At 66.2% G+C, this 11881-nt stretch carries 12 protein-coding genes; all 12 read right to left on the bottom strand.

Features of this window, described 5'->3' with window-relative positions; all coding sequences use genetic code 11:
- Positions 1–35 precede the first annotated feature (35 nt).
- The 12 genes from bioB to ACIGJG_RS00715 all read right to left on the bottom strand — a co-directional run bounded on the left by bioB (position 36) and on the right by ACIGJG_RS00715 (position 11815).
- The gene (bioB, locus tag ACIGJG_RS00770; protein ID WP_140953519.1) at positions 36–1064 is read right to left on the bottom strand and encodes a biotin synthase BioB; all 1029 of its coding nucleotides are present in this window, start codon (positions 1062–1064) and stop codon (positions 36–38) included.
- A gap of 15 nt (positions 1065–1079) precedes the next feature.
- Complete coding sequence (bioD, locus tag ACIGJG_RS00765) at positions 1080–1826, bottom strand: dethiobiotin synthase (protein ID WP_483672654.1); 747 nt, start codon at positions 1824–1826, stop codon at positions 1080–1082.
- A complete protein-coding gene (bioF, locus tag ACIGJG_RS00760; protein ID WP_140953520.1) occupies positions 1823–3049 on the bottom strand; it encodes an 8-amino-7-oxononanoate synthase in 1227 nt (408 codons plus the stop codon). Before bioF ends, bioD begins: the two co-directional genes overlap by 4 nt.
- On the bottom strand, positions 3039–4457 hold the full coding sequence (gene bioA / locus ACIGJG_RS00755; protein WP_220631210.1) for an adenosylmethionine--8-amino-7-oxononanoate transaminase: 1419 nt from the start codon (positions 4455–4457) through the stop codon (positions 3039–3041). The genes bioF and bioA overlap by 11 nt, the downstream gene beginning before the upstream one ends.
- Before the next feature lie 287 nt (positions 4458–4744).
- Positions 4745–5650: a dienelactone hydrolase family protein gene (locus tag ACIGJG_RS00750; RefSeq protein ID WP_140953522.1), complete on the bottom strand. Its 906-nt coding sequence runs from the start codon at positions 5648–5650 to the stop codon at positions 4745–4747.
- A gap of 33 nt (positions 5651–5683) precedes the next feature.
- The gene (locus ACIGJG_RS00745; protein WP_483672653.1) at positions 5684–7291 is read right to left on the bottom strand and encodes a carboxyl transferase domain-containing protein; all 1608 of its coding nucleotides are present in this window, start codon (positions 7289–7291) and stop codon (positions 5684–5686) included.
- A 99-nt stretch (positions 7292–7390) separates the two neighbouring features.
- Positions 7391–8083, bottom strand: coding sequence for a glutathione S-transferase family protein (locus ACIGJG_RS00740; protein ID WP_140953216.1), 693 nt, complete (start codon positions 8081–8083; stop codon positions 7391–7393).
- Positions 8080–8511, bottom strand: coding sequence for a YchJ family protein (locus tag ACIGJG_RS00735; RefSeq protein ID WP_011296333.1), 432 nt, complete (start codon positions 8509–8511; stop codon positions 8080–8082). Before ACIGJG_RS00735 ends, ACIGJG_RS00740 begins: the two co-directional genes overlap by 4 nt.
- On the bottom strand, positions 8508–9215 hold the full coding sequence (locus ACIGJG_RS00730; RefSeq protein ID WP_483672652.1) for an HAD family hydrolase: 708 nt from the start codon (positions 9213–9215) through the stop codon (positions 8508–8510). The genes ACIGJG_RS00735 and ACIGJG_RS00730 overlap by 4 nt, the downstream gene beginning before the upstream one ends.
- The gene (locus tag ACIGJG_RS00725) at positions 9212–9871 is read right to left on the bottom strand and encodes a 2-hydroxychromene-2-carboxylate isomerase (protein ID WP_011296331.1); all 660 of its coding nucleotides are present in this window, start codon (positions 9869–9871) and stop codon (positions 9212–9214) included. The genes ACIGJG_RS00730 and ACIGJG_RS00725 overlap by 4 nt, the downstream gene beginning before the upstream one ends.
- Before the next feature lie 99 nt (positions 9872–9970).
- The gene (locus ACIGJG_RS00720) at positions 9971–11101 is read right to left on the bottom strand and encodes an acyl-CoA dehydrogenase family protein (protein WP_483672651.1); all 1131 of its coding nucleotides are present in this window, start codon (positions 11099–11101) and stop codon (positions 9971–9973) included.
- Between the two features lie 33 nt (positions 11102–11134).
- Positions 11135–11815: an SDR family oxidoreductase gene (locus ACIGJG_RS00715; protein WP_483672650.1), complete on the bottom strand. Its 681-nt coding sequence runs from the start codon at positions 11813–11815 to the stop codon at positions 11135–11137.
- Positions 11816–11881 lie beyond the last annotated feature (66 nt).

The following is an 11881-nucleotide window of genomic DNA, read 5'->3' as shown; positions in this document are numbered from 1 at the left end:
GCGGGGGAGCCCTTCACGTGAAGATTTCTTAACTATTAGCCTGCGTAGCCTTCCGCACGGATGTCGAGTCGCGCCAGCAGCGCGCGGTCGCGGTCAGCCTGCGGATTGCCCGTGGTCAGCAGCTTTTCGCCGTAGAAGATGGAGTTGGCGCCCGCCATGAAGCACAACGCCTGCAGCGCCTCGTCCATCGCCTCGCGGCCGGCGGAGAGGCGCACCATCGCGCCCGGCATGGTGATGCGGGCCACGGCGATCGTACGGACAAACTCGAACGGGTCCAGCGCCTCGGTGCCGGCCAGCGGCGTGCCTTCGACCTGCACCAGGTTGTTGATGGGCACCGATTCCGGATACGGATCCATATTGGCGAGCTGCGCGATCAGCCCGGCACGCGCCTCGCGTGATTCCCCCATGCCGACGATGCCGCCGCAGCACACCTTGATGCCGGCGTCGCGCACATGGCCGATCGTATCGAGACGATCCTGGTACGTGCGCGTGGTGATGATCTTGCCGTAGAACTCGGGCGAGGTATCGAGATTGTGGTTGTAATAATCCAGGCCCGCGTCCTTGAGCTGCTGCGCCTGCTCGGCCTTCAGCATGCCGAGCGTCACGCAGGTTTCCAGGCCCATGGCCTTGACCTCGCGCACCATGTCCATGACCGGCTCCAGGTGGCGGTCCTTCGGGCTGCGCCAGGCGGCTCCCATGCAAAAGCGCGTAGCGCCGTTGGCCTTGGCAGCGCGGGCGGCTTCGAGCACTTCATCGAGTTCCATCAGCTTTTCGGCCTTGACGCCGGCGTCGTGGTGCGCGCTTTGCGGGCAGTAGCCGCAATCCTCTTCGCAGCCGCCGGTCTTGATCGACAGCAGCGTGGAAAGCTGCACGGTGTTGGCGTCGAAGTTCTCGCGATGCACCTGCTGCGCGCGGAACAGCAGGTCGTTGAACGGCAGCGCGAACAGCGCGGCCACGTCGTCGACGCGCCAGCGGGCGTCTTCCGGCAATGCATGGGTGTTGCGCGCGGTCTGGCGCAGCGCTTCGGCGGAGATGGTGGCGACGGTTTGAGCGGCTTGGTTCATGGTGAGGTTCTGGTTTTATGCGGCGAGGCTTGTGGCCTCGGCTCGGTATTGGAGGGAATGGGCAAACAGCGGCGCGAGGTCGAGACGGGCAGCGGCATCGGCCGGCGCCAGTTGCCACGGCAGCTCGCCCAGGCAAGGTGCGTCGAGCGCGTCATGCAGCGTGGCGATGTTCTCGTCAGCCAGCAACATGTCCGGGTCGACACGGTTGGCGATCCAGCCAGCCAGTGTCAGGTCGCGTGCGCGGATGGCTTCGGCGGTCAGCACGGCGTGATTCAGGCAACCGAGGCGGATGCCCACCACCATGACGACTGGCAGCGCCAGCATCTCGGCAAGGTCCGCCGTGCTCCAGCGCACCGCGCCGGTATCGAGCGGCACATGGAAGCCGCCGACGCCTTCAACGACGACGGCATCGGCCTGCTCGCGCAGCGCGTCGAACGCATGGCGGATCGGCGCACGCGTGATGCGCACGCCTTCCTGCGCCGCAGCCAGATGCGGCGAGCATGGCGTGCGCAGCAAGAACGGGCAGGTCTGTCCCAGCGGCACCGCGACGGAGCTGGCGGCACGCAGCGCGGCCACGTCATCGTTGTGCCAGTGATCGACGCGCCATTCGCTGCCGCTGGCCACGGGCTTCATGCCGACGGCGGCATAGCCGGCCGCGTGCAGCGCATGCAGCAGCGTGGCGCTCGCGTGGGTCTTGCCGACGCCGGTGTCGGTGCCGGTGACGAAGCACTGGAACCTGGCGGGCTGGTTTATGCGGTTCATGCGGCCTCCCGCTTCGCTTCGGGGGGCACCGCGTCGGCCAGCACGCTAACGAGGCGCTGCACGTCCGCCGCCGTATGCGTGGCCGACAACGTGATGCGCAGCCGCGCGGTTCCCTCGGGCACGGTTGGCGGCCGGATCGCGCCGACGCGGATGCCTTCTGCTTCGAGGCGCGCGGACAATGCCAGCGAGACAGCGTTGTCCCCGACAATCAGAGGCTGCACAGCGGTGGCACTGTCGCCGAGTTCCCAGCCGGCTGCGGCGGCCAGCGGCGCGAGGCCTGCGCGGAGGTCGGCGATCAGCTGGTTCAGGTTGGCGCGGCGCTGCCGGCCCTCCTCGCCCTCAATGATGGCAAGGCTTGCCATCAGCGCATGCGCAACCGCCGGCGGGGCAGCCGTGGTGTAGATGTAGGGCCGCGCGGTGTTGACCAGATGTTCGATGATGGTCTCGTGCGCGGCGACGAACGCGCCCGCCACGCCGGCGGCCTTGCCGAGCGTGCCGATGTAGATGAAGCGCTCCGAGTTCAGCCCCAATGCCTGCAGTACGCCATGGCCATCGTCGCCGAGCACGCCGAAGCCATGCGCATCGTCGACGATGATCCACGCGTCATGGCGTTCGGCCAGCGCAAGCAATTCCGCCAGCGGCGCCACGTCGCCGTCCATGCTGAACACGCTGTCGGTGACGATCAGCTTGAGCGGGCTGGTGCTGGCCGCGAGCAGCGCGTCCAGTGCGGCGGCGTCGCAGTGCGGGTAGCGCTGCACATCGGCGCGCGCAAGGCGTGCGCCGTCGATCAGCGAGGCATGGTTCAGCGTTTCGCAGAACAGCGTCGCGCCCGCGGTGCCCAGCGCCGTCAGCACGGCCATGTTGGCCATGTAGCCGGTGCAGAAGTACAGCGTGCGCGCTTGCGGGATGTGCGGCGCGAACCAGCGCGCGAGTTCCTCTTCGAGCCGCGCATGCGCAAGCGAATGCCCGCTGACAAGATGCGAAGCGCCGCTGCCGGCGCCGTAGAGACGTGCTCCGTCGGCTAGCGCGGCAACGACATCGGGATGGCTTGCGAGTCCCATGTAGTCGTTGCTGCAGAACGTCAGCAACGGCTGCGGCGCCGGTGCATCCACCGGGCCCACGGCCTGGTGCGGCGCGCATGCGGTATGCGCAATGCGGCGCCGGCGCGTGAGCGCGCGGGCCTGGCGTTCGTCCGCGGCGCGGCGCAATTGTTCAAGCAGCATGGCGTACCTCCTTGTCAGCCTCGGCGTTGCCGAGCACATCGTCCAGCGTGGCCTGCAGTTGCGTGGCGAGCCAGCGCGCCTGCTCGGCATCGAATACGTAGGGCGGCATCACGTACAGCGTGTTGCCGATCGGCCGCACCAGCAGTTCGCGCGCACGCGCGGCCTGATGGAAGCGCCCGGCGAAGCCTTCGCCAGCCCGTTCCTCGCGGACATCGACGGCCCAGATCAGCCCGCGCTGGCGCATGCGGTGCAGGCGCGCATCGCGGGCGAACGGCGCCATCGCGTCGGCCAGCCACTGCGACCGGGCGCGGTTCTGCGCGATGACGTCGTCCTGCGCGAACAGGTCGAGCGTTGCCACGGCGGCGCGGCAGGCGAGCGGGTTGCCGGTGTAGGAATGCGAATGCAGGAAGCTGCGCGCGAGCTCATCGGCAATGAAGGCGCGCTGGATTTCCGGGCGCGACAGCACGAGCGACAGCGGCAGATAGCCACCGCTGATGCCCTTGGACAGGCACAGGAAATCGGGCCATGCATGCGCGGGCAGCGGCTGGTCCGCATCGCGGCATTGCTCCCACGCGAAGAACGTGCCGGTGCGCCCGCAGCCAACCGCGATCTCGTCGGCGATCAGGTGCACACGGTAGCGATCGCACAGCGCGCGCGCGCCCTCCAGATACGACGGGTCGTACATGGCCATGCCCGCCGCGCATTGCACGAGCGGCTCGACGATCAGCGCGGCAATCTGGCCTGCGCGATCGCGCAGCAGTGTCTCGAGTGCGGCCAACGCGCGCACGGCGACATCGGCGGCGGTCTCGTCATCTGCGGCCTGACGCGCGTCGGGCGACATCACCACATGCGCGCGACGGATCAGCGGGTCATAGGCATCGCGGAAGACATCGAGATCAGTCACGCCCAGCGCGCCCACGGTTTCGCCGTGGTAGCCATTGGCCAGGCAGACGAACTCGCGCTTGGCCGGCAGGCCGGTGTTGCGCCAGTAGTGGAAGCTCATCTTGAGCGCGATCTCCACGGCGGACGCGCCGTCCGACGCGTAGAACGCGTGGCCGAGTGCGCCGCCGGTCAGTGCGGACAGGCGCTCGGCAAGTTCGACGGCAGGCGCGTGCGTACAGCCGGCGAGCATGACGTGCTCAAGCGTCTGGAGCTGGTCTGCCAGCGCGGCGTTGATCTTCGGATTGGCGTGGCCGAACAGGTTGACCCACCAGGAACTGGTAGCGTCGAAATAGCGGTGGCCGTCAGCGTCATGGAGCCAGGGGCCCTCGCCACGGACGATGGCGAGCGGCGTGGCGGTGTCGTCTGGACGCAGGCGCGTGCAGGGGTGCCAGACGGCGTGCTTGCTGCGCAGCGCTAGCGAATCGCTGGCGCCGGGCAGTGGGGCATGCAGGGACTGTTGTTCCAAGGGAGTCCTCCTTTGTTGACCATTTCGCGGTGCGTACTCGCTGCGCTGCGGAATGGTTCGGGAGGATCATGTTAGGAATGTCTCCTTGGGGTTGGCAATGGCGATGAATTTCTGGTTTTAGGGTAGAGTTATCGTGATTTGACCGAACTTACCGCGACGAAGGCCGACTCTTGGTGCCAGCGTGTCGCTATCTTCACGCAAAATTTTCTTCGAATTGCCGCGCAAAAAGGCGGGGGGCGGTTGGGCTTGAGGTGCATTGCCTGGCATGCGTCTGCATCGACGACCAATCAGGACCCGTTATCAAACGGCAAACCCAGCGACCGAAAAAAAGCGCCGACTTCCGGCAGCCAGATGGGAATGCCTTCGCGCGCGCTGAACAGCCGATGCGAATCGCCGCCGAATTCGCCGACATCGACCATGCGCGCCTTTGCGGCCGGTCCTTTCGCGTTGGCCTTGTACGCATTGAACATGCGGTCGGGCAGCGGCGCTGGCCAATAGCTGTCGTTGTCCCCGTAAATCCACAGCGAAGGATAGCGCGCGTCCTTGCCATAGTCGCCGAAGGTCTCGATCAGCCTGTCTTCCCAGTCCGCGCAACTGAGGTTGCGCAAGCCGCCGGCGAAGTTGACCACGCCAAGCACGCCGGGATAGGAAATCGTGCTGAAGGCCATGGTGGTCAGGCCGCCGTGCGACTGGCCGATCACGACGATGCGGTCCTTGTCGACATAGGGCTGGTTGACCATGTAGTCCAGCGCGGCCACCACATCCTCGGCCTGCTGCTGGCCGTTGACCTCGATGTTGCAACTGCCCCCGATATATGGCCCACCCGAGCGCGCGAAGCCCTGGCGCATCGGCAGCACCACGACGTACCCGCGGCGCAGGAACTCGACTGTCTGCGCCGGGAAGCGCGCCCGGCCCTGGAACGCCGGCTTGCCGGGGGCCTTGCCATGATTGATGACCACGAGCGGAAACGGACCCTCGCCGTTCGGGCGGAATACCGTGGCTTCCAGGTCGATGCTGAACGGCGAAGCGGCCTTGGGCACCAGTACCACCTGCTCCGAAAAACGCACGCGCGCGGTTGCCGGCGCCGGTGCCGTGCCCGGAGGCTGCGCCTGCGCCACGGTCTGCGCATACACCAGCAGGCCGATCACCGGCAGTAGGGAAAGACATCGAAACAGCAAGGCAGGACAACCCATGACAATCGCGCAAGGCGAGTTTTTCTGACGCCCTTACATGCGGAACACGCCGAACTTCATGTCGTCGATCGGCGCGTTGAGGCTGGCCGACAGGCCCAGCCCGAGCACCGTGCGCGTCTGCGCGGGATCGATGACCCCGTCGTCCCACAGCCGCGCGCTCGCGTAGTACGGATGACCCTGATGCTCGTACTGGTCGCGGATCGGCTGCTTGAATGCCTCTTCTTCCTCCGCGCTCCAATTACCGCCCTTGGCCTCGATGCCGTCGCGGCGCACCGTCGCCAGCACGCTTGCGGCCTGCTCGCCGCCCATCACGGAGATACGCGCGTTCGGCCACATCCACAGGAAGCGCGGCGAATACGCGCGGCCGCACATGCCGTAGTTGCCCGCACCGAACGAGCCGCCAATGATCACCGTGAACTTCGGCACCTGTGCCGTAGCGACCGCCGTGACCATCTTGGCACCATTGCGTGCGATGCCTTCGTTCTCGTACTTGCGGCCTACCATGAAGCCCGTGATGTTCTGCAGGAACACCAGCGGAATCTTCCGCTGGCAGCACAGTTCGATGAAGTGCGCGCCCTTGAGCGCCGATTCGGAAAACAGGATACCGTTGTTGGCGATGATGCCGACCGGGTAGCCCCAGATGCGTGCGAAGCCGCAGACGAGCGTCGTGCCGTAGCGCGCCTTGAATTCGTCGAACTCGGAGCCATCGACAATGCGCGCGATGACCTCGCGTACATCGAACGGCTTGCGCGTATCGGTCGGGATCACGCCGTACAGTTCTTCTACCGGATACAGCGGATCGGCCGGCGCATGCAGGCGGATCTGGTCGGGCTTGCGCCGGTTCAGGTGCTGCACGATGTTCCGGGCCAGCGACAGCGCGTGATGATCGTTCTGCGCGAAGTAATCCGCCACGCCTGACAGGCGCGTATGCACATCGGCGCCGCCGAGGTCTTCGGCTGTGACTTCTTCGCCCGTAGCGGCCTTCACCAGCGGTGGACCGCCGAGGAAAATCGTGCCCTGGTTCTTGACGATGATCGACTCATCGCTCATTGCCGGCACATAGGCGCCGCCGGCCGTGCAAGAGCCCATCACCACGGCGATCTGCGGGATGCCCTGCTTGGACAGGTTGGCCTGGTTGTAGAAGATGCGCCCGAAGTGATCGCGGTCGGGGAATACATCGTCTTGGTTCGGCAGGTTCGCACCGCCCGAGTCCACCAGATAGATGCACGGCAGGTTGTTCTGCTCGGCGATCTCCTGCGCACGCACGTGCTTCTTGACCGTCATCGGGTAATACGTGCCGCCCTTGACGGTCGCGTCGTTGCAGACGATCACGCATTCCTGCCCGGCCACGCGCCCGATGCCGGTGATGATGCCCGCGCCCGGCGCAGCGTTGTCGTACATGTCGTACGCGGCGAGCTGCGACAGTTCCAGGAACGGCGTGCCCGGATCCAGCAGTTGCTGCACGCGATCGCGCGGCAGCAGCTTGCCGCGCGACAGGTGCTTGTCACGCGCGGCATCGCCGCCGCCTTCGGCGAGCTTGGCGACCTTGGCCTTGAGGTCGGCCACGAGCGCCTGCATGGCTTCGGCATTCGACTTGAACGATTCGGAGCGCGCGTTGAGTTTGGTTTCCAGCGTGGGCATGGTTTGTCCCTTCCTGCTTGTCACCCCTGTCATTCCCGCGCATACCCAAAGGGCACGTGGGCGGGAATCCAGCGTCCTAAGAAGTCACTGGGTTCCCGCCTACGCGGGAACGACGGGCTTGTTAAGCGGATGTCCGGGCATCAGGTCATACGGATGTTTCCATCCCGGCAGCGCGCGCATGCGTTCCGTCCAGGCGTGGATGTGCGGGTACTCCTTGCGCCAGTGCACACCGATCTCGTCATCGAAGAACACATAGCCCGCCAGCGAGAAGTCGGCGATGGTGGCGTGGTCGCCCACCACGAAACTGCGGCCGGCGAGTTGCGCGTTCAGCACGCTCCACGCGCCTTCGCAGCGTGCGCGGAAGAACTGCACCACCGTCGGGTCCGGCGACGATGCAAACGCGCGCAGGAAGCGGTAGGTCGCGGTGTACGACGTGAACTTGTGGTTGTCGAACAGCAGCCAGCGCAGGACTTCGGCGCGCTCTGCATCGCTTGCGGCGCCGTAGGCATCGAGGCGCGACGCGAGCGTTTCCAGGATCACACCGGACTGCGTCAGGCGCTGCCCGCCGAACTCGAGCACCGGCACCTCGCCCATCACGTTGATGGCGCGATACTCCGGCGTACGGGTCTCGCCATTGAAGAAATCGACGAAGCGCGGCTGCCACAGCTTGCGGCCGCGCTGTATGCCGACGGTTTCCATCAGCAGCGCCGCCTTGTAGGCATTGCCCGACTGGGCAAAGCAGTACAGCAGGTATTCCGGCGCGTCGCCGGATGCCTTCGCTTCGATGCTCATGACGCCTCCCCGATCATGTCGCCATCCACATAGAGCCACACGGGCGGCTCGCCGGCCGCGCGCGGCTCGCGCACGAACCGGCTGCGCTCATGCAGCCGCCAGGCGCGCCCGCCTACCTTGTAGCGCGCCACGAATTCCACTTCGGCATGCGTATCGTCCTGCTGCGAATGGGCCTTGACCGACAGGCCCAGCCAGCGCGTCGCCGTGTCCGGCAACAGGTCGGCCGGGCACGTGGACGGGTGCCAGGTCTGTCGGACCCAGTCCATATTGCCCATGACGTACGCGGTATAGCGCGAGCGCATCAGCGCCTCGGCATTTGGTGGCACGGCGTCGCCGCGGTGATAGCGGCCGCAGCACGCGTCATATTCCGCGCCCAGGCCGCACGGGCACGGCGTGGGCGTGGCGCGGGGCGGGCGCCTGGCACTCATCCGAGCAGCTCCACCAGTTCGCGCATATCCGTGAACAGGTGATGCGCGCCGGCAGCACGCAGCATGGCGGCATCGTTGCGCGCCGCGTAGCCAAACACGGTCATGCCCGCGGCCACGCCGGCGGTGATGCCGGCCGGGCTGTCTTCGATCACCGCGCAGCGCGACGGCTCCACGCCCATGGTACGCGCCGCGAGCAGGTACACGTCCGGCGCCGGCTTGCTACGGTCCACCTCGGTGGCCGAGAAGATATGCTCGCGCTCGTCCTGCTGGAACAGTTCGACCAGGCCTGTTTGCTTGAGCTGCAGCTTGACCTTGATACGATCCGCGCCCGATGCCACGCACACCGGCATGCCGGTCGCGGCAATCGCAGACACCGCTTCACGTACGAAGGGCACGCTCTGCACCTCGGCCTCGAGCACCTGGTTGCGCCGCACGAGCCAGTGCGACAGCCAGTTCTCCGGCAGCGGCGCGCCGCGCATGCGTTCGATGTTGCCGAGTTCCTCGCGCACCGCGCGCCCCAGGAACATCTTGGTCGAATCCTCGAGCGAGATGGCGATGCCCAGCTCGTTGAGCATTTCGTTGAGCACGCGGTTGACGATGGGTTCGCTGTCGACGAGCACGCCGTCGCAGTCGAAAATCACACAGTCGAAACGCGAGGATGGGCCGGAGGTCAGGCCGGAATCGGCCCGGTTTGCTGCAGTCATGCGGGTTTCTTTTCCTTGTTGCTGTCCACGCTGGCCACGGCGCGCAGTTCGGTCTGGCGGCCGCGTTTCAGGTGGTCTTCAATCTGGTTGAACCGGTCGAAGCCCCAGAACGGTTCGCCGTCGATGATTACGAACGGAGAGCCGAACACGCCCTTGGCCATGGCGACTTCGATTTCCGCCTTGAGCTGGTCCTTGATCTGGTAGCTGGTGGCGCCGGCATCCATGGCGTGCACGTCCACGCCAAGCGGTTCGGCCAGCTTCGAGATTTCCGCCGGCTCGGCGATATTGATGTCGTCCACGAACAGCGCGTGGTAGACCGACTTCGCGAACGCCGTGGCGACATCGGCGCCGTGATGGTTCTGCAGCCACAGCATGGCGCGTGCGGCATGCGTGGTCGGCAGCGGAAAGTGCGTCGGGCGCTTGTACTCGATCTCGTGGAAGCGCGCGGTGCGCTCGAAGTCGCGCCAGCAGTACTCGCCCTTGAGCGGGATCTGCGGCAGCGGTGACGAGCCGGTGGTCTTGAACACCACGCCAAGCAGGATCGGATGCCAGGCCACATTGCGGCCGTACTTCTGCGCCAGTTCGTCGATGCGCGTGCTGGCGAAGTAGCCATACGGCGACGAGAAGTCAAAGTAGAAGTCGATCGCAGCGGTCATGAACGGGGCCTCTGTCGTGAGTTGGATGGCTTGGGGAAGCCTCCAGGACGCCTGGCCGTGCTTCCCAAGCCCCATGGTACGCGTGTCCGCGCGTCGCGGCTACGCCAGTGCGCGGGCGATCAGGATCTTCTGGATATCGCTGGTGCCTTCGTAGATCTGGCACACGCGCACGTCGCGGTAGATGCGCTCGACCGGGAAGTCGCTGACATAGCCATAGCCGCCGAACACCTGGATGGCGTCGGAGCAAACCTTCTCGGCCATCTCGCTGGCAAAGAGCTTGGCCATGGCGGCTTCCTTCAGGCAGGGCCGGCCGGCATCCTTGAGCGAAGCGGCGTGCCAGACCATCTGGCGCGCCACGTCGATGCGCGTGGCCATATCGGCCAGACGGAACTGCACGGCCTGGTGCTGGAACAGCGGCTGGCCGAAGCTCTCGCGCTCCTTGGCATACGCCAGCGCCGCGTCGAACGCCGCACGTGCCATGCCGATGCTTTGCGAGGCAATACCGATGCGCCCGCCTTCGAGCCCCGACAGCGCCATCTTGTAGCCAGCGCCTTCATCGCCGAGCATATTGGCGGCTGGCACGCGGCAGTCCTCGAACACGATCTGCGCGGTATCCGACGAATGCTGGCCGAGCTTGTCTTCCAGACGCGCCACGATGTAGCCCGGCGTGTTCGTCGGCACCAGGAACGCGCTGATACCGCGCTTGCCGGCGGCCTTGTCGGTCACGGCCAAGACGATGGCCACATCCGCATTCTGTCCGCTGGTGATGAACTGCTTCACGCCATTGAGCACGTAGTGGTCGCCATCGCGCACGGCGGTCGTGCGCAATGCCGAAGCATCCGACCCCACGTGCGGCTCGGTCAGGCAGAACGCGCCGAGCATCTCGCCGCGCGCCAGCGGCACCAGCCACTGCTGCTTCTGCGCTTCATTGGCGAACGCCATCATCATGCTGCACACGGGGCAGTTGTTGACGCTGATGACGGTCGACGTGCCGCCATCGCCCGCGGCGATCTCTTCGAGGATCAGCGCCAGTGACAGGTAGTCCAGCCCCGCGCCGCCGTAGGCTTCCGGCACGGCCACCCCGTAGGCGCCGAGCCCGGCCAGCTCGCGGTGCACGTCTTTCGGGAAGGTCTTGTCGCGATCCCACTGCGCGGCCTGCGGCGCGATCACCTCTTGCGCAAACTGGCGCACGGCGTCGCGAATCATTTCCTGTTCGGATGTCAGCAGCATGTCGTGTCTTTGATCGATGAGTCCGGCCCGCGCTTACCAGGGGATTGGGGTGCCGTCGTAATTGAAGAAGCTGCCGTTGTCACGGCGCTTGGCGCCAGCCAGCACCTGGCGCAAGCCCTTCACGCTCTGCTGCGGCGTGATGTCGGCGCCCTTGCCACCCATGTCGGTCTGCACCCAGCCCGGATGTAGCGCCACGCAGGTGGCATGGCGCGCGTCGAGTGACACGGACTTCAGCGCCGCGTTGACGCCGGCCTTGCTCACGCGATACAGCCAGCTGCCGTTGCTGTCCATGGAGCCGAGGCTACCCATGCGCGATGACAGTACCGCGAGCACACCGCCGTGTCCGCCCTGTCCGGTTTCGACGTAGGGCAGCACCAGCGGCAACGCCATCATCGGGCCGAGCACGTTCACGTGCATCACGCGGTCGAAGTCCTCGGGCGTGACCGGCTGCGCGCCTTCGGTGCGCGGACCGAGCACGCCGGCGTTGTAAATGGCGACGTCGAGCGATTCGCCATCAAGCTTCCAGCCGAGCCCTGCCACCGCACCGGGATCGGTCAGATCGGCCTGATGCGCTTCGGCGCCGAGCGCCTTCAGCGCCGCGACGCCTTCGGGCGTACGCGCCGCCGCGATGACGCGCCAGCCGTCGGCTCGGTACTGGCGTACGAATTCAAGACCGATGCCGCGCGAGGCACCGAGGATGAGTGCGGTTGGCAAGGGTTATCTCCTGAGGCGAGGTTCAGATGATCGGGTTGTTTGGCCCCCCCTCTTTCGCAAGCGGGA

Source organism: Cupriavidus sp. C1SS-2L (genome assembly GCF_057073735.1).
The sequence above is the reverse complement of the archived record's forward strand: the minus strand, read 5'-3'. Positions and strand labels throughout refer to the sequence as shown.